This is a genomic window from Leisingera sp. SA32 (assembly GCF_056033425.1).
On sequence record NZ_JBVYHB010000010.1, the window covers coordinates 69433 to 90549 of the forward strand.

Here is a 21117-nt window from a genome sequence, read left to right on the forward strand (position 1 = left end):
TAGATCTCCAGCCCCTGGCCCACAGCGCCCGTTCGCTTGTTCTACAGTCGCGGCCGCGGACCAGGTGGGGCGCAGATCCAGGTCTTTGGCGGTTTCCGTGCGCAGGGTCATATGGCCGCATTCGGCGGCATGGACCCGGCGCTGGGTTTCTCTGGTTTTCTGTTTGTCAAATCGTCAGATCTTGATGGATGCGGGCGAGTCGCTTGGCGGCACCCGACGGGGCTTCCTCGGCAGGGACCGCGATCAGCCGGGCGCGGTAGATGTGCTCATGCAGGATGCTGGTCACCTCGGTGCAGGACGGCAGCAGTCGGGCTGTCACGCCGCGCCACCGGGCGGGGTCGGAGTCAGTCGCTGCCTGCCGCTGGCGGGGCGGTTTTCTTGGCGGCGCTGCGCATCCGGGTGAAACTCATGGAGATATGGGCGCGCTGGATCAACGCCACGGCCTCCATGTCGCCCAGCTCCATCGCGGCCAGCAGGTCTTCGACCTCGCCGCCGAAAATGCGGACTTCCTCGTTCAGGTCAATGATCGAGGCAAAGACCGACTGTAGCCAGATCCGGGTGGTCTGGTAGTAAAGCCGCTCTGACACCTCTCTCAGGGGCAGGTTGTCGGTAATGTTCAGCAGGGCCTGAAACAGCGCCATGTTCAGCTCCGCAAAGCAGCGCGGCTCCGGGGCATTGATCAGCGCCTTGGCGCGGGCCGAGAGGTGACGGACCTCGGCCAGCAGGCTGGCGCTGGGAGCGGCGGGGGACAGGCGGCCGGTCAGCTCCGCCAGCTCCATGCGCAGCCGGTAGGTCTGCTCCAACTCGTGGATGTCGGCGTCGGTGACGATGGTGCCGACCCCCTGCACCGAGCGCAGGAGGCCCTCGCATTCCAGACGCACCAGCACCCGCCGCAGGGGCGTACGTGAGACGCCGAATTCCTCGGCCAGCGCGGTCTCCGACAGCCGGGTGCCGGGGGCATAGTCCAGTAGGCAGATCCGGTTGCGGATCTTGTGGTGCAACCGGTCGAACCGGTCGCGCGCCGAGGCTTCGGAGGTGTCATGTCTGGGGAGGGTCACGGTCCTGGCCTTTGTATTGGCGGGCAATGTAACGCCCCAACAGCCGAACTGCAAAGCCCGGGCTGCCGTCGGCCTTTTGCGGTTACACCAGCTTGGCTGACAGCCGTTCCAGCATGGCCAGACAGTGTGACATCTGTTCGACGCTGACAAATTCATCCGGCTTGTGGGCCTGTTCGATGGAGCCGGGACCGCAGACCACCACGCTCATGCCGAGGCTCTGAAAGATTCCGGCCTCGGTGCCGAAAGAGACCACGTCGGCGTGGCGGCAGCCGGTCAATTCCATCACGATGTCGCGTGCCTCGTTTTCGTTCATCGGTTGCAACCCGTCGATCTCTCCGATCACCTCCGTGTGGATGTCCGCCTGTGGATGGGTTTGGCGCATCTGTGGCAGCAGTTCCTGCTGGCACAATTTGTGCAGCGCAGTGTTGACGTAATCCGCGTCGCGCGGATGCACCGGGCGCATCTCCCAGTCCACGCGGGCCTTGCCGGGGATCACGTTGTGGGCCACGCCGCCGACCAGCGCGCCGGTGTTGATTGTGGTCCAGGGCGGGGCGAAGCGGCTGCCCGCAGGTGCGCGGGTTTGCAGCTCTGCCTTCAACTCCAGCAGCTTGGCGACATAGCGCACCGCGTATTCCACCGCGTTGACGCCGAGGTCGGGGCGGCTGCCGTGGCCCTCCAGCCCGGTAAAGCGGGTGGTGTATTCGTGGCAGCCCTTATGGCCTTCGATGATCTGCATCATCGTCGGCTCGCCGATGATCGCCACCGCCGGTCGCAGGTCGCGCTGCTGCAGCGCGCGGGCCAGCGCGCGGGCGCCGAAGCAGCCGATTTCCTCGTCATAGGTAAAGGCGAAATGCACCGGGCGCTGCAGCTCCATGCGGGCATAGCGCGGCGCCATGGCGGCGGCAGCAGCGATGAAGCCTTTCATGTCGCAGGCGCCGCGACCGTACCAGTTGCCATTCCGCTCCGCCATCGCGAAGGGGTCGCTGGACCAGTCCTGATCGGTCACCGGCACTACGTCGGAGTGGCCCGACAGGACGATGCCGCCGTCGCGCTCCGGTCCGAGGGTGGCAAACAGGTTGGCTTTGGTGCCGGTTTCGTCGTGCCAGATGTCCACCCGCGCGCCGCAGCCGTGCAGGTGGTCGGCCAGGTATTGTATCAGCCCGAGGTTGCTGTCAGCCGACACCGTCGGATAGCTGATGAGGTCGCGCAGCAGCTGCCGCGTGTCTTCCAGAACGCACATCTAGATCAGCCCTTCACGAACAGCTGGCGTTCGACGTTACACAGCGCCTCGGCAGGGCCTTCGGGGCTGATGACGATGGTTTCCGTGGTTTCCAGCCCCCAGTTGTCGAGCCACAGCCCCGGCATGAAGTGAAATGTCATGCCCGGTTGCAGCACCGTGTCATCGGTGGAGCGCAGCGACACCGTGCGTTCACCCCAATCCGGCGGATAGCTGAGCCCGACAGGGTAGCCGCAGCGGCCGTCGCGGTCGATTCCGGCCTTGGCCAGCTCGCGGTTCAGCGCCTTGGCGATGTCGCTGGCGCGGTTGCCGGGGCGGGCGGCCTCCAGCCCCGCCTCCAGCCCGGCGGTCAGCGCCTTGGAGGCGTCGAGCATGTATTGCGGCGGCTTGCCCAGAAACACCGAGCGGCACAGCGGCGCGTGATAGCGACGGTAGCAGCCGGACAGCTCAAAAAAGGTGATCTCGCCCTGCTTCATCCGGTCGCCGTTCCAGGTCAGATGCGGGGCGGTCGCATCCAGACCTGAGGGCGCCAGCGGCACGATCGCCGGATAGTCGCCCCAGTCCTCTCCGTCACCCATCAAGGCTGCATGGGAAATATCCGCGACCAGTTCGTTCTTGCGCAGGCCGGGTTCGGCGCGTTCCAGCGCCAGCCGCACGATCTTTTCCGAAATGCGGGCGGCCTTGCGGATGAACGCCATCTCCTCGGCCGATTTGACGCCGCGCTGCCAGTTCACCAGCGCGGTGGCATCGGCAAAGAAGGCGTTCGGCAAGGTGGCGGTCAGCACCGCATGCGCCTTGGCCGAATAGTAGTAGTTTTCCATCTCGACGCCGATGCGGGCCTTATCCTGTCCCATCTCGCACAGCTTCTGCGCCAAATCCTGCATCGGGTGGCGACTGGTGGACTGGACGTAGCTGTCATCGTAGGCGAGCACCTGCTCGTCCTCCATCCATACCGTGCGGCGCGCGCCGTTGGCGTCCATTTCGCGCCCCCACCACAGCGGATCGCCCTCCAGCCCCAGAAGCACGCCCTGATGCACGTAGAAGGACCAGCCGTCATAGCCGGTCAGCCAAGCCTGGTTCGATGGGTCGGTGACAAACAGAAGGTCGATCCCGGCCGTTACCATGGCAGCACGGGTGATGGACAGGCGGCGGTTGTACTCCTCCTGGCTGAAAGGCGCGTGTTCGATGGGCATTGGGACCTCGCAGGTAAGCAGGTGATTGTACGGCTTGTACACAGGCGCGAGTCGCGGGATGTGATGTACTCAGGATAGTTGCGTCGCAGCAGCTGTATCGTCAGTTTGCGACCCTCTACGGGTCGTATTTTGCAGTCGTATCACCTGTCGTGATTTCGGCTTGTGTACAGGTTGCCCGGAATGTGGGCATGGCGGCTTGCCAAGGATCACGCGGCAGGCAGCAGGTCACGGGGGTGGTTGACGGCGGCAGCGATCGGGGGAACTGTGCGCCCATGCAGTTGGATGACCGCGACATACGGATCTTGTCGGTGCTGTCCCGGGATGGGCGGATCACCAAGGCGGCCTTGGCTGAGCGGATCGGCCTGTCGCCAACCCCGTGTTGGGAGCGGTTGAACAGGCTGGAAAAGGCGGGTCTGATCGAAGGCTACGGCGCGCGGATCAACCTCAAGAAACTGGCCCCGCATGTCACCGTCTTTGTGGCGGCCGAGATTGCCGACCACACCGCCGCCAGCTTTCGCGCCTTTGAAAGTGCGATGCAGCGCTATGAGGAAGTCGTTGCCTGCTGGGCGCTGGGGGGTGGTTTTGATTACATCCTGCAAATCGTCACACGCGACATTGATGCGTATCAGCGGTTGATTGACGAGATGTTGGACGCCCGCATAGGCCTGTCGCGGTACTTTACCTATGTGGTGACCAAGCCGGTCAAAGGCGCGGGGATGCCTCCCCTTGAAATCCTGCTGTCCGGCAGGTGAATCCTCTGGTTTGCGGGGGAACTTTGGCTGAAATCTCTGTATGGGCCAGGCAATATCTTCTGTAGCAACAGGAGGTGAGGCATGTCTGATACAGCCCTATCCGCGCGTGCGGACATCCAAGACAAGGCGCTGGTGCGGTCTTTTTCTTATGTAAATGGCAAATGGGCTGTGGCCCACTCGGGAGAGACCTTCCCGGTCAGGGATCCTGCCACCGGCGCGTTTCTGGGGGATGTGACCTCGCTCAGCGCAGAGGAATCCTCTGCTGCGGTGGATGCGGCGCAGGCGGCATTTGCAGCGTGGTCTGGGCTGTTGCCACAGGCGCGGGCGGCGGTTTTGCGGCGCTGGTATGAGTTGCAGCTGGCCCATAAGGAAGATCTGGCCCGCATCATGGTGCTGGAGCAGGGCAAGCCGATCTCCGAGGCGCGCGGCGAGATCGACTATGGGGCCGATTTTGTGGAATACTACGCCGAGGAGGCCAAGCGCCCCAATATCGAAGGTGTCACCAGCCATCTGCCGGATGCAGAGATGGAGCTGTGGCGCGAACCGGTGGGTGTTGCGGCGCTGATCACGCCGTGGAATTTCCCTTCCGCCATGTTGACGCGCAAGGCAGCAGCGGCGCTGGCGGCAGGCTGTACCGTGGTGGCGCATCCCTCGGCGGAAACGCCGTTCAGCGCGCTGGCGCTGGCGGAGCTGGCTGAACGCGCCGGTATGCCGCCCGGTGTGTTCAACGTGGTGACGGGCAATGCGCCCACGGTGGTCGAACCCTGGACCCGCGATGCGCGGGTGCGGGCCCTGTCCTTCACCGGCTCAACCGAGGTGGGCAAGCTGCTGTACCGTCAGTCCGCCCAAACCGTCAAACGGCTGGTGTTGGAACTGGGCGGCCACGCGCCGGTTCTGGTGTTCCAGGGCGCGGATCTGGACACCGCCGTTGCAGAGACGGTCAAGGCAAAATTTGCAACGTCAGGTCAGGATTGCCTGGGCGCCAACCGGATTTTCGTGGAACGCCCGATCTACGAGGACTTCTGCAACCGCTTTGTGGCCGCTACCCAGGCGCTGACCGTGGGGGCTGGCATGGACGATCCTGACATTGGCCCGCTGATGAACGAACAAGCGGTGGAGAAGCAGCAGGCCCATGTGGCGGATGCGCTGGCGCAGGGCGCAAATCTGGCCTGTGGTGGTCAGCGACACCATCTGGGGCCGCTGTACTTTCAGCCCACCGTTCTGACGGATGTGCCGCCACAGTCCCGCATCCTGAACGAGGAAACCTTTGGTCCGGTGGCTCCGATCATTCCTTTCGACACCGAAGAGGAGGTGGTCGCGCGCGCCAACGACAGTGAATATGGGCTGGTGGCCTATGTGCACAGCCACGATCCGCGCCGCATCTACCGGCTGAGCCGGGCGTTGCAATTTGGCATGGTGGCCGTCAATCGCACCAAGGTCACCGGCGCGCCCATTCCGTTCGGCGGGACCAAACAATCCGGTCTGGGCCGCGAAGGCGCGCGGCTCGGAATGGAAGAATTTACAGAAATCAAATACATATGCCGCGACTGGGCATAGGGAGACGCAGGAAATGCTGAAGAACGATCAACTCGACCAATGGGACCGCGAGAACTTCTTTCACCCCTCGACGCATCTGGCGCAACACGCCCGCGGTGAGAGCGCCAGCCGGGTGATCCAGACCGCCGCAGGCGTGCATATCGAGGACCGAGACGGCACCAAGCTGCTGGATGCCTTTGCTGGTCTTTATTGCGTCAACGTTGGCTATGGCCGTCAGGAAATCGCCGAGGCCATCGCCGCGCAGGCCAAAGAACTGGCCTATTACCATTCCTATGTCGGGCATGGCACAGAGGCGTCGATTACCCTCGCCAAGATGATCCTCGACCGGGCGCCCGCGAACATGTCCAAGGTCTATTTCGGCCTTGGCGGCTCTGACGCCAATGAAACCAACGTCAAACTGATCTGGTACTACAACAACATCCTGGGCCGCCCGCAGAAGAAAAAGATCATCTCGCGCTGGCGTGGCTATCACGGCTCTGGGCTGGTCACCGGCTCGCTGACCGGACTGGAGTTGTTTCACAAGAAGTTCGACCTGCCGATTGATCAGGTGATCCACACCGAGGCGCCGTATTACTACCGCCGCGACGATCTGGACCAGTCTGAGGAGCAGTTCGTGGCCCATTGCGCGGCTGAGCTGGAGGCGTTGATCGAGCGCGAGGGCGCAGATAATATTGCGGCCTTCATCGGTGAACCGGTGTTGGGCACCGGAGGCATCGTGCCGCCGCCCGCAGGCTATTGGGCGGCAATTCAGGCGGTGCTGAAGAAACACGACATCCTGCTGGTCGCGGATGAGGTGGTGACCGGCTTTGGTCGCCTTGGGTCGATGTTCGGCTCCGATCATTACGGCATTGAGGCGGATATCATCACCATCGCCAAGGGCTTGACCTCCGCCTATGCGCCGCTGTCGGGGTCGATCGTCAGTGACAAGGTCTGGAAAGTGCTGGAACAGGGCACCGATGAGAACGGCCCCATAGGCCACGGCTGGACCTATTCCGCGCATCCCATCGGGGCGGCGGCCGGGGTGGCGAACCTTGATCTGCTGGATAAGTTGAACCTTATCTCCAACGCATCTGAAACCGGTGCCTATCTGAACACCACGATGGCCGAGGCGCTGGGCGATCACCCGCATGTGGGCGATATCCGCGGCGAGGGCATGTTGTGCGCGGTGGAATTTGTTCAGGACCGTGACAGCCGCACGTTTTTTGATGCAGCGGACAAGATCGGCCCGCAAATCTCGGCCAAGCTGCTGGAGCAGGACAAGATCATCGCGCGCGCCATGCCGCAGGGCGACATTCTGGGGTTTGCACCGCCGTTCTGCCTGACCCGCGAAGAGGCCGATCAGGTGGTGGCTGGCACCCTGCGCGCGGTCAAGGCCGTGTTGGGCTGACCCGACACCTGGGAAGATGAGTGCGGCGGCGGATGGCGATCCGCCGCCGTTCCCCGCTCCTGATTGACGCCGGTTCTTCGCGCCGGGTTCTTCATTCCATAGCCGTCCTCCGGCAGTGAACTGCGTGCCCGGCGGTGCCTGAGGGGGCTTGGGGAGCCTGTCCTGACCGTCAGCGCAACCGTTGGCCGCCCTCGTCAAAGTAATAGGCGCGGCTGGGGTCAAACCCAAAACGCGCATCCTGCCCCGCGCGGATGTCATGCTGGCCAAACAGGCGAATGGTCAGCGGAGTGCTGGGGGTTTGCAGGATCACATTGGTATCCCCGCCCAGCTGTTCCACGTGCGACACCGTGCCGGCAATCGGGCCGCCACCTTCCAAGCGGATGTCCTCGGGGCGGATGCCCATTTCGCGCGGGTCCTCGGGGGTCAGCGTCGCGGCGGGCAGGAAATTCATCGACGGCGCGCCGAGGAAGCCCGCGACAAAGCGGTTGGCGGGGTCGTTGTACAGGTCCATCGGGCTGCCGATCTGCTCCACCCGGCCATCGCGCAGCACCACGATCTTGTCGGCCAGGGTCATCGCCTCGGTCTGGTCATGGGTCACATAGATCATCGAGGCTGACAGCTGGCGGTGCAGATTGGCGATCTCGATCCGTGTGTTCATCCGCAGTGCAGCGTCCAGGTTCGACAGCGGCTCGTCAAACAGGAACAGCTTGGGCTGGCGCACGATGGCGCGGCCAATCGCAACCCGCTGGCGCTGGCCGCCGGACAGCTCCGACGGGTAGCGGTCCAGATAGGGCTCCAGCCCCAGCATCCGGCTGGCCTCGGCCACGCGCTCCTCGATCACCGCCTTTGACTGGCGTTCCTGTTTCAGGGCCAGGGTCATGTTGCCACGCACATTCAGATGCGGGTACAGCGCGTAGCTCTGGAACACCATGGCGATGCCGCGCTTGGAGGGTGGCGTCAGGTTGACCTGCTCGCCAGCAATGTGGATCTCCCCCGAACTGGCATCCTCCAGCCCTGCAATCACCCGCAGCAGGGTGGATTTGCCGCAGCCCGACGGGCCGACAAAGACCACGAACTCGCCGTCTTCGACGTCCAGGCTGATGTCTTTCAACACATGCACCGGGCCAAAGGACTTGTTGACGTTTCTCAGGGACAGGGCGGTCATTGGGCGGCCTCCTCAAGTGTGACAGGCTGGCCAGTGCGGATGCTGTGATCCGCAGCCAGGCAAATGGCAAGGGATTGAACGGCGTCGTTCATGTGCCGGGTCAAGTCGTGGTCGCCGATGATGGCGCGCAGCATGGCGTGCTGTTCGGCGTCGCACAGTTCCTGGTGGCCGGGTTCATCCGGCAGGTCGATGTGGCGGTCGCCCTCGGCGCGGTGCAGCAGGATGCTGCCCACACGGGTGTGGCCGTCCACGTCCGACGATCCCGCCTTGTCGGTTTCCGTGATTGAGACCGATCCGTTGGGGGTGATGATGTCTTTGACGAAAAATGCGGTTTCGGACATCATCGGACCCCATCCGGCCTCGTACCAGCCGGTTGAGCCATCTGCAAAAACCACCTGAAACTGGCCATAGTTGTACATGTCTTCAGCGATTTCATCCGACAGGCGCAGCCCCATGCCATGCACGCGCACCGGCTGGGCATCGGTGATCTGGCACATCACGTCGACGTAATGCACACCGCAGTCGACAATCGGGCTGGTGGTCCGCATCAGGGCCTTGTGAGTCTCCCACTCCGGCCCAGTCGACTGCTGATTCAGGTTCATGCGGAACACATAAGGGCCGCCCAGATCGCGGGCCTCGGCGATCAGGCGCTGCCAGCTGGGGTGGTGGCGCAGGATGTATCCCACCATCAGCTTGCGCCGGGTTTCCTGCGCGGTGGTCACGACCCGCCGCGCATCGGCCACAGTGGTCGCCAGCGGCTTTTCGACAAACACATGGGCCCCTGCCTGCATCGCCGCGCAGGCGTAGTCGGCGTGGCTGTCGGAGTAGGTGGCAATCACCACCAGATCCGGCTTCACCTCTGCCAGTGCTTGCCCGAAATCGGTGAACACGGGATAGCCCCGCAAGTCCCCGTGGTCGACGGTGCCGGAACGGTTTACCAGCCCGACGATCTCCGCTTCGGGGTGGTTGTGGTGGGCCAGCGCATGGGACAGACCCATGTTGCCAAGGCCCGCAATCAGAACCCGGATCATTTTACAGCTCCCGAAGTGATGCCGCGGATCAGCTGCCGCGAGAAGATGACATACAGAACCAGAACCGGCAGGATCGCCATGCTGAGCGCCGACAGAACCGCGTTCCAGTTGGTGACGAACTGACCGATGAAGACCTGGCTGCCCAGCGTCAGGGTCTTGGTTTCCTCGGCCGGGGCCAGGATCAGCGGGAACCACAGGTCGTTCCAGATCGGGATCATGTTGAACACCGCCACTGTCGCCATCGCCGGCCGCACCAGCGGCAACACCAAGCGAAAGAAGATGGTGTACTCGCTGAGACCATCAATGCGGCCCGCGTTTTTCAGGTCATCACTGACCTGTTTCATGAACTCGCTCAGGATGAACACCGCCAGCGGCAGACCTTGGGCCGTATAGACCAGGATCAGCGCCCACAGGGTGTTGACCAGACCTGAGGCCACCATCATTTCCAGGATGGCCACGGTGCCGATACGGATCGGAATCATGATCCCCAGCGCCAGATACAGCCCCAGCAAGGTGCTGCCTCGGAATTTATACTCGCTCAGCGCATAAGCGGCCATGGCGCCAAACAGCAGTACAAGGGTCAGGGATGCCACGGTGACAATCATCGAGTTCTGAAAGTACAGAAAGAAGTCGCCCTGTTTCATCACCGTCTGATAGCCGATCAGGCTGAAGCTGTCCGCATCCGGCAGCGCCAGCGGTTCGCGGAAGATCGCCTTGCGGGTCTTGAAGCTGTTGATCAGGATCACGAAAACCGGGAACAGCGCAATCAGCGTATAGAGGATCAGCGCGCCGTGCATGGCGAAGGTGTTGAGCGGGTTGGAGCGGGCTTTGTTCATGTCATCTGCTCCTTACAGCTGGTACCGGCGCATCCGGGTCTGGATCCCGAAGAGGTAAACACAGACCCCCACCAGGATGATCGCAAACATGGCGCTGGCAATCGCCGATCCCATGTGCGGATCCCCCAGTTGCAGCTGGAAACCAAAGAAGGTGCGATACATGAAGGTGCCCAGAATATCGGTCGAGAAATCCGGCCCCGCCAGCGCGCCCTGTGAAGCATAGATCAGGTCAAAGGCGTTGAAGTTGCCGACAAATGTCAGGATCGAGATGATCCCGATCGACGGCAGGATCAGCGGCAGCTTGATCTTCCAGAAGGCGGCAAACCCGGTGATTCCGTCAATCTCGCCGGCTTCCAGAACCTCTTCGGGGATCGACAGCAGCGCCGCATAGATCAGCATCATCGGGATGCCGACGAACTGCCACACCGAAATCAGCGCCAGCGTGGTCAGCGCGTATTCTTCCTTGCCCAGCCACGGGGCAAACAGAGATTTCAGGCCGACCGCATCCAGCATCGACGGCGCAATGCCCCAGATCGGCGACAGGATCAGTTTCCAGGCGAAGCCGACAATCACAAAACTGAGGATGGTCGGAATGAAGATGGCAGAGCGGTAGAGTGCCGCAAAGCGCAGACGCGGATGGCTCAGCAGTGCGGCCAGCGCGACGCCGATGGGGTTTTGTACCAGCATGTGCACGATGAAGAACCAGAAATTGTTGCCCAGGGCATTCCAGAATTGCTCCGACCAGATCGGGTCAAAAAACAGCGTCTGAAAATTGGCCAGCCCGGCCCAGACGCGCTCTTGGTCGATGCGCGTGTACAGCGCCAGCCGCAGCGTGTTGAACAGCGGAAAGATCATCACTGCGGTATAGATCAGCACGGCCGGGGCCAGGAACACGATGACATGCAGCCGCGGGCGGCGGCGCTTTCTGGCCGCCGGGCCGGAAGCGGCGGCGGTGTCCGGCGCGGCGGCGGCAAGTGCGCCGACCTGGGCCACGGGCTCCGGGCTGCCGCTGTGCGAGGGGCGGGGCATGGGCTGGTCCTCCATGTTGCAGGGGGTGCCGACAGGGTGCCGACAGGCTGGTCCGGCAGGGGCGCGGACCGGGCGATCGGGGCGATCGGGGTGCGGGGCGCATCGGACTGCGCCCCGCGGTCAGGTTACTTTTGCTGGGGCTCGTACCAGCTGGCCAGGCCGTCTTGCAGCTTCTGGCCCAGAGCCTCAGGCGTTTCGGTGCCCTTGATGGCGGCGACGGATGCGCCCCAGGTGTCGTTTTCCAGGTTCGGCGTGCCGCGCGACAGGATCTGATAGGTCGAGCGGATGGTGCTTTCGCACGTGTCGCGCCAGCTCAGGAATTCCTGTGCCAGCGGATCCTGCAATTCAACCGGCGCGCTGGACAGCGGGAAGAAGCCGGGCAGGGCGTTGGCAAAGATTTCCGCGAACTCTGGGCTGGCGACCCAGGTCAGGAAGGTCCGCGCCGCCTCAGGGGTGTCGGTGGCGGCGTTCATGCCGATGCCGATGTCGGTGTGATCCGAGATATAGCAGGTGTCGCCTGCATTCTGGACCGGCGGGTTGAACACGCCCATCTCAAAATCGGCCTGCGCGTTGAAGCCGGAGATCTCCCAGCTGCCCGCCGGATAGATGGCAGCGCGGCCTAGGGTGAACAGGTTCTGGCTGTCAGGATAGGTCTGCGCCTCATAGCCGTCGCCCAGATAGTCGGCCCATTTCGCTAGTGTCGCAAAGGGAGCGGTCCATTGTTCGTCGGTCAGCTTCTGCTCGCCCGCGATCAGTGCCAAGCGGCCTTCCTCGCCTTTCCAGTAGTTCGGACCAATGTTGTTATAGCCCATGGTGGCGGCTTCCCACTGGTCGTTGGTGCCCATCGCCATCGGGATATAATTGCCATCCTGCTTGATTGTCTCCAGCGCAGCAAAGAACTCTTCCTCTGTCTGCGGCTCTTCGATGCCCAGCTCGTTGAAGATCTCCTTGTTGTAGATGAAGCCGTGGATCACGCTGGCCATTGGCATGCAAAAGGAGGCCGAACCGTCATCGGTCTGCCAGGCGGATTTGGCCACATCGGGAAAGTTGTCCATCGCCTCCATATCGCTGAGGTTGGTCAGATGACCCGCCTCGTACAGCGCCAGCGAAGCGTCGAAGGGGCGGCAGGTGATCAGGTCTCCAGCCGAGCCTGCGTCCAGCTTGGAGTTCAGCACAGCATTGTATTCCGCCGGGGCGGAGGGGGTAAACTTCACCTTGATGCCGGGGTGCTTGGCTTCAAAGGCGGGGATGATCTTGTCCTGCCACAGCGCCAGGTCGTCGTTGCGCCAGCTTTCGATGGTCAGCGTTGCATCCTCGGCAAAAGCCGCCGGGGCGCAGAGCGCGGAGGTGGCCAGCATGGCAATCAGGAACTTGCGGTTCATTGTTTTCTCCCAGTTGTTTTTTCGTTGGTTCAGGTGGTTGGTTTCGTCAGCTGCTCCAGTGCCGGGCGCAGTCTGCCGCTGCTTGCCGACAACATTTTGGTGGCCTGCGCCAGTGTGGCGGCGCCCGCGCACATCAGGATGGCCGGTTTGACAGCGCCGCCCGCCGCCTCCAGTGCGGCGCGGGCCTGCGACTGCCCGGCGCAGGTGATCTGCGTCACGACCGCCTCGGCGCGGCTGCGCAGCTTGGCGTTCTCGGCGCGGAAATTGACCATCATGCCGTCATGTACATGACCCAGTTCAACCGCCATCAGGGTCGACAGCATGTTCAGCGCGATTTTCTGCGCGGTGCCCGCTCCCATCCGGGTCGAGCCGGAGACCAGCTCCGGTGCCGTGCGCAGCAGGATGGAGTGGTCGCTCAGCTCCAGCAGCGGGCTGCCGGGGTTGTTGGCAATGCCGACCACCGCCGCGCCGACGCTGCGGGCAATTCGTGCCGCTTCCAGCGTGTAGGGGGTGGTGCCGCTGGCCGAGACGGCAATGACGGTGTCGGCGTTGTTCAGATTGGCCAGCTGACCGGTCAGGTCGGCGGTGTCGTCCTCGGTGGCACCGGGCATATGGGCGCTTTGCGGCAGCCCGCCCGCCATCAGGATGTGCACCCGCGCTTCGTCAATGCCAAAGGTGCCGCCCAGCTCCATCGCATCCGCTGCGGCCATTAGGCCAGAGGAGCCGGCCGCCACATAATAAAGGTCGCCACTGCCGCCGAGGCTGCGGGCCATCGCCCGGGCACCGCCGCTGATCTCAACCAGTGTGGCCTGCGGGGTGCCTGCCGCCTGTTGCTGGCACTCGGCCAGGGCAGCGGCAATGGCAGGCAGCGGCCGGGTGTCCAGGTCTTCTGCCTGCGGGTGCAGCTGTTCGGTGGTCTGTGGCAGCACGGGAGATCCTCCTTGTTGCTGAATAAAATACCTATACAATACCATTTGTCCACGGTTAATTTTTCTGCGTCATTTTTGCTGGAATCTCGCGATGTTGGCGGTAACTGAGGTCGTTCTGGGTTATTTCGGCCTTCCATTGGCGTTAAAGGTATTATAAAGGTATTGCATGTTGACTTGTGAAATCACTCCAATTCTGGCCGTGGATGGTGGCGGTACCACTTGCCGCATTGCCTATTGCGCGGGCGGGCAGCGCCATGTCGTGGGCGTCGGGCCTGCCAATGTCGCCAGTGATTTTGACGGGGCAACGGCGCGAATCGCTTCCGGGCTGGAGGCGTTGGCGCGCGAGGCGAGACAGCCCTTGCAGGCGCTGTGCGACGTGCCTGCCTATCTGGGGTTGGCGGGGGTGACCGGTGAGCAGATGGCAGCGCGGGTTGCGGCGGCATTGCCCCTGAAGGTGCTGCGGGTGGAGGATGACCGCCGCTCGGCGCTGGTTGGTGCGCATGCGGGCGCGGACGGGGCCATCGCGCATTGCGGCACGGGCTCCTTTCTGGCGCTGCAACATGAGGCGGTGCAACGCTTTGCCGGCGGCTGGGGGGCGGTGCTGGGCGATGAGGCCTCGGCGCAGTGGGTCGGGCGCAAGGCGCTGGCGGCTGCGCTGTCTGTTGTGGATGGGGTGGCAAAGGGGACCGACCTGACCACGGAGCTGCTGCGCGAATTTGACGGTCCGGCCGGAATCGTCGCTTTTGCCGGGCAGGCGCGTCCTCATGAAATCGGTCAGATCGCCCGCAAGGTCACCGCCGCGGCAGAGGCGGGCGATGCAGTGGCCACTGCATTGTTGCGGGATGCCGTCGCGCAGTTGCTGGAGGTGCTGACGCGAATGGGCTGGACCCCGGATCTGCCCCTGTGCCTGACCGGGGGCATCGGGCCGCAGTATGCACCCTATCTGCCGGACGCGGCGCGCGCCGCGCTGATCCAGCCCCAAGGGGTGCCGCTGGACGGTGCGATCTCTCTTGCGCAGGCCTTTGCCGCGGAGCAGGAGACATGAGCGCCGCCGCTTTTCTGGCGCCCGATACCTGGCTCAATGAGGCTGGCGGCCCGCGCTATGTGCGGCTGCGTCAACGGCTGGAGGAGGGGATCGAAACCGGCATCCTGCCGCCGAACTCCTCGCTGCCGCCTGAACGCGAAATGGCCGAGATCACCGGCTTGTCGCGGGTCACCGTGCGCAAGGCCATCCAGGAACTGGTCAAGCGCGGTGCCATCGTGCAGCGGCAGGGCTCCGGTTCCTTTGTGCGGGAATCGGCGCCGCGGGTCGAACAGTCGCTGTCGCATCTTACATCCTTCAGCGAAGATATGCGGCAGCGCGGCATGGAGGTCAGCTCCAAGTGGCTGGAGCGCGGCGTGTTTCTGCCTTCCGCAGAGGAGGTTGTCACGCTTGGGCTGGAGCCGGAGGCCCAGGTCGCGCGGATTTGCCGCCTGCGGGAGGCCGGCGGACGCCCGATGGCGGTGGAGCGCGCGGCGCTGCCGCTGGACATCTTGGCCAACCCGCTGGCGGTACGCGATTCGCTCTATGAGCTGCTGGAGCAAGGTGGCCTGCGCCCGGTGCGCGCCATTCAGAAGATCTCTGCCGTCAATCTCGGCGCGGAGGATGCGGATCTGCTGGGCGTGGCCGAAGGGGATGCCGGTCTGCGCATCCAGCGGATCTCCTTTCTCGACAGTGGCCGCGTGGCCGAATTCACACGTTCGCTATACCGCGGCGATGCCTATGACTTCGTGGCGGAGCTGAGGCTCACCCCCTGATCCGAAAATCTGATGAAAAGGCTGCCAAAATGACCTCGACGACCACCCTGATGCGTCAGGAGATCGAAGAAATCCCCGTTGCCGCAGAGCGGCTTTTGACTGGTGGCGGCGCGGCGATTGCAGCCGCAGCCGACGTGGCGCGCGCGGGCGGGATGCGGTTCATGATGTCGGTCGCGCGCGGCTCCTCCGACCATGCCTGCACCTACCTCAAATACGCCAGCGAGCTGGTGCTGGGGCTGCCGATGGCCTCGGTCGGCCCGTCGGTGGCCTCGGTTTACGGCGCGGATCTGCACGTGGCGGGAGCGTTGTGCCTGTCGATTTCGCAATCGGGGCGGAGCCCGGACATCGTGCGGCTGACCGAAAGCGCGCGCGCCGCCGGCGCCAGCACCGTGGCCATCACCAATGATCCCAAATCGCGGCTGGCGGGCGCGGCCGAAGCCACCTTGCAGCTGCACGCCGGACCGGAACGCAGCGTTGCCGCAACCAAGACTTTCGTCACCTCCCTGATTGCCGGGCTGTGGCTGATTGCCGAGCTGAAGGGCGACAAGGACTTGCTGGTGGCCCTGCATAAGTTGCCGGAGCAGCTGGATGCCGCCACCCGCTGCGACTGGAGCGCGGCGGCAGCTTCCATCACCGGCAGTTCGTTGTTCACGCTCGGGCGCGGGCCGAGCCTGGCGATCTCAAACGAGGCGGCGCTGAAGTTCAAGGAAACCTGCCAGATCCACGCCGAAAGCTACTCCTCCGCCGAGGTGCTGCACGGCCCGGTCAGCATTGTTGAGGGCGGCTTCCCGGTCATTGCTTTTGCGGCGGCTGACGCGGCTGAGCCGCTGTTGGCGGAGGTCGCCGATGCGCTGGCTGCCAAGGGCGCGCAGGTTTTTGCGGTGAGTGACAAGGTCCAGCAGGCGCAGGTGCTGCCGCATGTGCGCACCGGACATTGGCTGGCGGATCCGATTGCGGCGGTCGTATCGTTCTACGCCATGGTGGAACAGGTGGCGGCGCAGCGTGGCATCAACCCGGATGCGCCGCGCCACCTCAAGAAAGTGACGGAAACGGTATGAGCGCACAGGCTATCCTCTATCGCGGCGGGCGGATCTTTGATGGCGTCCGGTTCCACGAGGACGCCGCGCTGCGGGTTGCGGCAGGCCGCATCGCCGCGCTCGGGCCGGAGGTCGGTGTGGGGGAGAGTGAGGTCGTCGATCTCGGCGGCGATATCCTGGCGCCGGGCTATGTGGATTTGCAGGTCAATGGCGGCGGCGGTGTGCTGTTCAACGCTGAGCCCACGGTGGAGGCGCTGGCGCGCATGGCAGCGGCACATCGTTCGCTTGGGGCGACCACGATCCTGCCGACGCTGATCACCGACACGGTGGACAAGACCCGCGCTGCCATTGCCGCCACCAAGGCGGCGATCGCGGCGGGGGTGCCGGGCATCGTCGGGCTGCATCTGGAGGGACCGCATCTGTCGGTCGCCCGCAAGGGCGCGCATGAGGCCGCTTTGGTGCGGCCGATGGAGGATGCTGACGTTGACATGCTGGTGTCCGCCGCACAGGCCTTGCCCGCGCTGAAGATGACCTTGGCCCCCGAAAGCGTTTCCGCGGCGCAGGTGCGGGGGCTGGTGGCCGCCGGAGTTGTGGTGTCACTGGGGCATAGCGATGCCGGTTTTGATACCTGTGTGGCCTACGCCAAGGCAGGGGCAAGCTGCGTCACCCATCTGTTCAACGCCATGAGCCAGCTGGGCAACCGCGAGCCGGGCCTGGTCGGCGCGGCCCTGGCGACACCGGGGTTGAACGCCGGATTGATCGCGGATGGCATCCATGTGCACCCGCAGGTGATCCGTGCCGCCTGGGCGGCCAAACGTGGTCCGGGGCGGATATTCCTGGTCAGCGACTCGATGTCGCCCGCTGGCACCGACCAGACCGAGTTTGAACTCACCGGGCGCAGGATCTCGCGCCGCGACGGGCGGCTGACCCTGGCGGATGGCACGCTGGCGGGCGCGGATCTGGACTTGACCACGGCCCTGCGGGTGCTGACGGCCGAAGCGGGCGTGCCGCTGGAGCAGGCTTTGGCCGCCGCAACCAGCGTGCCTGCCGATGTCATGGGGCTGGCCGGTGTCGGGCGGCTGCTGCCGGGCCGGTCCGCGGACCTCATCCGGATTCCTGGCGATCTTTCCTCGGTCCGGGTGCTGGGCTGACTGCGGACCTGTGGCCGGAGTTTGCGCACCGCACGACTGCAGGTGGTTGCAATTGCGCGGCCCTGCGGCAAGATGCCCGCGCAGCACGGCGGTGTCGACGGCTTGACTTGAGAGAGCGTTATCGATACCGTTATCGGTAACGTAAACACCTGCCCGCTTGCATTGGTTTCCCGGCGGAGGCATGTCACAATCAGCCGGGACGACGCGCCGGGTTGCAGGCATCCGCCAACCGGGGCACCCGCCAGGGCTGACAGAGGTTGAATCAATGGTTTCGCGTGTCATTCCCGTTGCGCCTTTTGACCTGGTGCTGTTTGGCGCCACCGGTGATCTGGCGCGCCGCAAGATACTGCCTGCGCTGTTCCACCGGTTTCAGATCGGCCAGTTCGGCGATGATTGCCGCATTATTGGCACCTCCCGCAGCGATCTGAGCGGCGAAGAGTTTCGCAGCCAGACTGCGGAGGCCATCCGGGATTTCGGCCAGGACGTGGAAACCTCCACCGCGGAGATTGACGCGTTCACCCAGCTTCTGGACTATGTTGCCGTCGACGCGCGCGGCACCGGTGGCTGGGATCAGATCCACGAAAAGCTGCGCGAGGATGCGGTGCGGGCCTTTTACCTGTCGGTGGGGCCGTCTCTGTTCCCCGACATCGCCCGCCGCCTCAGCGAGACGGGCATCGCAACGCCGGACAGCCGCATCGTATTGGAGAAACCCTTTGGCCATGATCTGGCCTCGGCGCAGCAGCTGAATGCGGCGCTGCGGGCGCATTTTCAGGAACAGCAGATCTATCGGATCGACCACTATCTGGGCAAGGAAACCGTGCAGAACCTGATGGCGCTGCGCTTTGCCAACTCGCTGTTTGAGCCGCTGTGGAACTCCTCGCATATCGACCACGTGCAGATCACCGTCGCCGAAAGTATCGGCGTCGAAGGTCGGGGCGAATATTACGATAAATCCGGCGCCATGCGGGACATGGTGCAGAACCACCTGATGCAGCTCTTGTGCCTCACCGCGATGGAGCCGCCCGCACGGTTCACCCCCAACGCGGTACGGGACGAAAAGGTCAAGGTGATCGAGGCGCTGCGCCCCGTACCACAGACCAGCATCGCCCGCGGCCAATACCGCGGCCGCAGCGATGGCGGCGCAGGCGACGGCTACCGCGACCACGCAGGCAACCCGGCCAGCCGCACCGAAAGCTATATCGCGCTGAAGGCCGAGGTCGCCAACTGGCGCTGGGCGGGCACGCCCTTTTACCTGCGCACCGGCAAGCGCCTGCGCGAGCGCGTCAGCGAGATCGCGGTGTTCTTTCGCGACCCGCCCCACAACATCTTCGAAGGCTCCGGCCCGGTGGATGGCAACGTGTTGGTGATCCGCCTGCAACCGGACGAGGGCATCACCCTGCGCACCACCATCAAGGATCCTGGCCCGGGCGGCATGCGGCTGACAGGGGCCAACCTGGACATGACCTTCGCCGAGGAACTGCCGGAATCCGGTCGCCCGCAGGACGCCTATGAACGTCTCATCATGGATGTGATCCGCGGCAACCAGACTCTGTTCATGCGCGGCGACGAGGTCGAGGCCGCATGGGCCTGGGCAGATCCCATAATCGGCGGTTGGGAAGACCGCGGCGAGGCGCCGCAACCCTATGACAGCGGCAGCGCCGGTCCCGATGACTCGCTGTTGCTGATCCACCGCGACGGCCGCCGCTGGCGTAGCATCGGCAACTGAACACCCGCAGCAGGACAGACACCGGAAAGGCATCTGACATGAGCTTGAACTCCACCTTGGCCGCGGTCACGGAACGTATCATCCGGCGCAGCGAAGAGACCCGCAGCACCTATTTGGAGCGGATGCGCGCGCAGGGGCGCAAAGGCCCGGCGCGGGCGCATCTGTCCTGCTCGGGGCAGGCGCACGCCTATGCCGCCGCTGGCCCGGACCAGTCTACCTTGGCGGAGGCCACCACCGGCCATCTGGGCATTGTCACCGCCTATAACGACATGCTGTCGGCGCATCAGCCGTTTGAAACCTATCCCACCCTGATCCGTGACGCGATCCGCGCGGCGGGTGGCACCGCACAGGTGGCTGGCGGCGTGCCTGCGATGTGCGATGGCGTCACCCAGGGCGAGGCCGGCATGGAGCTGAGCCTGTTTTCCCGCGACACCATCGCCATGGCCACCGGTGTTGCGCTCAGCCATAATGTGTTTGACGCGTCGGTCTACCTCGGGGTCTGCGACAAGATCGTACCGGGCTTGGTGATCGGCGCGCAGGCTTTTGGCCATGTGCCGGCCGTGTTCCTGCCGGCGGGGCCGATGACCAGCGGGCTCGCCAATGACGACAAGGCCAAGATCCGCCAGAAATTCGCCGCCGGCGAAGTCAGCCGCGCCGAATTGCTGAAGGCCGAGATGGCCGCCTACCATGGCCCCGGCACCTGCACATTTTACGGCACCGCCAACACCAACCAGATGCTGATGGAGTTCATGGGCCTGCACCTGCCCGGCGCCTCCTTTGTCAATCCCGGCACCCCCCTGCGCGAGGCGCTGACAGTGGAGGGCGCAAAACGCGCGCTGTCGCTCAGTGCGCTGGGCAACAACTACACCCCGGTCTGCGATGTGCTGGACGAAAAGGCCTATGCCAACGGGATTGTCGGGCTGATGGCCACGGGTGGCTCCACCAACCTGCTGATCCACCTGATCGCCATGGCGCGGGCCGGGGGCATCATCCTCGACTGGCAGGATTTTGCAGAGCTGTCGGACGTGGTGCCGCTGCTGGCGCGAGTCTATCCCAACGGGCTGGCAGATGTGAATCATTTCCACGCCGCAGGCGGGTTGGGGTACATGATCGGTGAGCTGTTGAAATCCGGCTACCTGCATCCCGATACCCGCACCGTCGCGGGCGAGGGGCTGGAACATTACGTGCAGGAACCCTTCCTGGGCGACGAGGGGCTGACCTTCCGCGCTGGCCCCAAGGAGAGCCTCAACGACAAGGTACTGCGCCCGGCCTCGGATCCGTTCCAGAAAACCGGCGGGCTGAAGCGGCTGACCGGCAACCTCGGCACCGCGGTGATGAAGGTCTCGGCGGTGGCTCCTGAACATCACGTGGTCGAAGCGCCCGCGCGGGTGTTCCACGATCAGGAGGAGGCCAAGGCCGCCTTCAAGGCAGGCGAGCTGGCAACGGGCGACGTGATCCTGGTGCTGCGTTTCCAGGGGCCAAAGGCCAACGGTATGCCGGAACTGCACAGCCTGACACCCTTCCTCGGCATCATGCAGGGGCGCGGCCAGAAGGTGGCCCTGGTCACCGACGGGCGCATGTCCGGGGCGTCGGGCAAGGTGCCTTCGGCGATCCACGTGGTGCCGGAGGCGCTGGATGGCGGACCGATTGCAAAAATCCGCGATGGTGACATGCTGCGGGTGGATGCCAAGACCGGCAGCCTCGAGATCCTCGACCCGACCGTGCTGGAGCGCGAGGCTGTCACTGCCGATCTGTCGTCTTATCAGCACGGCACCGGACGGGAGCTGTTCTCTCTTTTCCGCCGCTCGGTCGCATCGGCCGACCAAGGCGCAAGCGTATTTGGAGTATAA

Annotated in this window: 19 protein-coding genes; 9 read left to right on the plus strand and 10 right to left on the minus strand. The window is 64.2% G+C overall.

Annotation, left to right across the window (positions count from 1 at the left end; translation table 11 throughout):
• Window positions 1–166 precede the first annotated feature (166 nt).
• The 4 genes from AC0IPL_RS14730 to AC0IPL_RS14745 all read right to left on the minus strand — a co-directional run bounded on the left by AC0IPL_RS14730 (window position 167) and on the right by AC0IPL_RS14745 (window position 3488).
• Window positions 167–319 (minus strand): hypothetical protein, encoded by a 153-nt coding sequence (locus AC0IPL_RS14730; RefSeq protein ID WP_474272698.1) that lies wholly within the window; start codon window positions 317–319, stop codon window positions 167–169.
• Window positions 320–344: 25 nt separating this feature from the next.
• Window positions 345–1058 carry a GntR family transcriptional regulator gene (locus AC0IPL_RS14735; RefSeq protein WP_474272699.1) on the minus strand — a complete coding sequence of 238 codons (714 nt, stop codon included), beginning with the start codon at window positions 1056–1058 and terminating at the stop codon, window positions 345–347.
• Between the two features lie 82 nt (window positions 1059–1140).
• Window positions 1141–2298 carry an acetylornithine deacetylase gene (gene argE / locus AC0IPL_RS14740; RefSeq protein ID WP_474272700.1) on the minus strand — a complete coding sequence of 386 codons (1158 nt, stop codon included), beginning with the start codon at window positions 2296–2298 and terminating at the stop codon, window positions 1141–1143.
• 5 nt (window positions 2299–2303) lie between these two features.
• Window positions 2304–3488 (minus strand): M24 family metallopeptidase, encoded by a 1185-nt coding sequence (locus AC0IPL_RS14745; protein WP_474272701.1) that lies wholly within the window; start codon window positions 3486–3488, stop codon window positions 2304–2306.
• A 272-nt stretch (window positions 3489–3760) separates the two neighbouring features.
• Between AC0IPL_RS14745 and AC0IPL_RS14750 the strand changes: the two genes are divergently transcribed.
• The 3 genes from AC0IPL_RS14750 to AC0IPL_RS14760 all read left to right on the plus strand — a co-directional run bounded on the left by AC0IPL_RS14750 (window position 3761) and on the right by AC0IPL_RS14760 (window position 7184).
• A complete protein-coding gene (locus AC0IPL_RS14750; protein WP_474272702.1) occupies window positions 3761–4240 on the plus strand; it encodes an Lrp/AsnC family transcriptional regulator in 480 nt (159 codons plus the stop codon).
• 81 nt (window positions 4241–4321) lie between these two features.
• Complete coding sequence (locus AC0IPL_RS14755; protein WP_474272703.1) at window positions 4322–5797, plus strand: NAD-dependent succinate-semialdehyde dehydrogenase; 1476 nt, start codon at window positions 4322–4324, stop codon at window positions 5795–5797.
• A gap of 13 nt (window positions 5798–5810) precedes the next feature.
• The gene (locus AC0IPL_RS14760; protein WP_474272704.1) at window positions 5811–7184 is read left to right on the plus strand and encodes an aminotransferase; all 1374 of its coding nucleotides are present in this window, start codon (window positions 5811–5813) and stop codon (window positions 7182–7184) included.
• Between the two features lie 169 nt (window positions 7185–7353).
• Here the strand turns inward: AC0IPL_RS14760 and AC0IPL_RS14765 are convergent, their stop codons facing one another.
• The 6 genes from AC0IPL_RS14765 to AC0IPL_RS14790 form a co-directional block, all read right to left on the minus strand.
• Entirely contained in the window at window positions 7354–8349 is a 996-nt protein-coding gene (locus AC0IPL_RS14765; RefSeq protein WP_474272705.1) for an ABC transporter ATP-binding protein, read from the minus strand.
• Window positions 8346–9380 (minus strand): Gfo/Idh/MocA family protein, encoded by a 1035-nt coding sequence (locus AC0IPL_RS14770; RefSeq protein ID WP_474272706.1) that lies wholly within the window; start codon window positions 9378–9380, stop codon window positions 8346–8348. Before AC0IPL_RS14770 ends, AC0IPL_RS14765 begins: the two co-directional genes overlap by 4 nt.
• Window positions 9377–10216 (minus strand): carbohydrate ABC transporter permease, encoded by an 840-nt coding sequence (locus AC0IPL_RS14775; RefSeq protein WP_474272707.1) that lies wholly within the window; start codon window positions 10214–10216, stop codon window positions 9377–9379. The genes AC0IPL_RS14770 and AC0IPL_RS14775 overlap by 4 nt, the downstream gene beginning before the upstream one ends.
• Before the next feature lie 12 nt (window positions 10217–10228).
• The gene (locus AC0IPL_RS14780) at window positions 10229–11245 is read right to left on the minus strand and encodes a carbohydrate ABC transporter permease (protein ID WP_474272708.1); all 1017 of its coding nucleotides are present in this window, start codon (window positions 11243–11245) and stop codon (window positions 10229–10231) included.
• A 125-nt stretch (window positions 11246–11370) separates the two neighbouring features.
• Complete coding sequence (locus AC0IPL_RS14785; RefSeq protein WP_474272709.1) at window positions 11371–12627, minus strand: ABC transporter substrate-binding protein; 1257 nt, start codon at window positions 12625–12627, stop codon at window positions 11371–11373.
• Window positions 12628–12656: 29 nt separating this feature from the next.
• Complete coding sequence (locus tag AC0IPL_RS14790; RefSeq protein WP_474272710.1) at window positions 12657–13556, minus strand: N-acetylmuramic acid 6-phosphate etherase; 900 nt, start codon at window positions 13554–13556, stop codon at window positions 12657–12659.
• Between the two features lie 166 nt (window positions 13557–13722).
• Between AC0IPL_RS14790 and AC0IPL_RS14795 the strand changes: the two genes are divergently transcribed.
• The 6 genes from AC0IPL_RS14795 (at window position 13723) to edd (ending at window position 21117) form a co-directional block, all read left to right on the plus strand.
• The gene (locus tag AC0IPL_RS14795; RefSeq protein ID WP_474272711.1) at window positions 13723–14601 is read left to right on the plus strand and encodes a glucosamine kinase nucleotide-binding domain-containing protein; all 879 of its coding nucleotides are present in this window, start codon (window positions 13723–13725) and stop codon (window positions 14599–14601) included.
• Window positions 14598–15353 carry a GntR family transcriptional regulator gene (locus AC0IPL_RS14800; protein WP_474272712.1) on the plus strand — a complete coding sequence of 252 codons (756 nt, stop codon included), beginning with the start codon at window positions 14598–14600 and terminating at the stop codon, window positions 15351–15353. The genes AC0IPL_RS14795 and AC0IPL_RS14800 overlap by 4 nt, the downstream gene beginning before the upstream one ends.
• A gap of 29 nt (window positions 15354–15382) precedes the next feature.
• On the plus strand, window positions 15383–16411 hold the full coding sequence (locus tag AC0IPL_RS14805) for an SIS domain-containing protein (protein WP_474272713.1): 1029 nt from the start codon (window positions 15383–15385) through the stop codon (window positions 16409–16411).
• A complete protein-coding gene (gene nagA, locus AC0IPL_RS14810) occupies window positions 16408–17541 on the plus strand; it encodes an N-acetylglucosamine-6-phosphate deacetylase (protein ID WP_474272714.1) in 1134 nt (377 codons plus the stop codon). Before AC0IPL_RS14805 ends, nagA begins: the two co-directional genes overlap by 4 nt.
• Before the next feature lie 265 nt (window positions 17542–17806).
• Entirely contained in the window at window positions 17807–19267 is a 1461-nt protein-coding gene (zwf, locus tag AC0IPL_RS14815; protein WP_474272715.1) for a glucose-6-phosphate dehydrogenase, read from the plus strand.
• 38 nt (window positions 19268–19305) lie between these two features.
• A complete protein-coding gene (edd, locus tag AC0IPL_RS14820) occupies window positions 19306–21117 on the plus strand; it encodes a phosphogluconate dehydratase (RefSeq protein ID WP_474272716.1) in 1812 nt (603 codons plus the stop codon).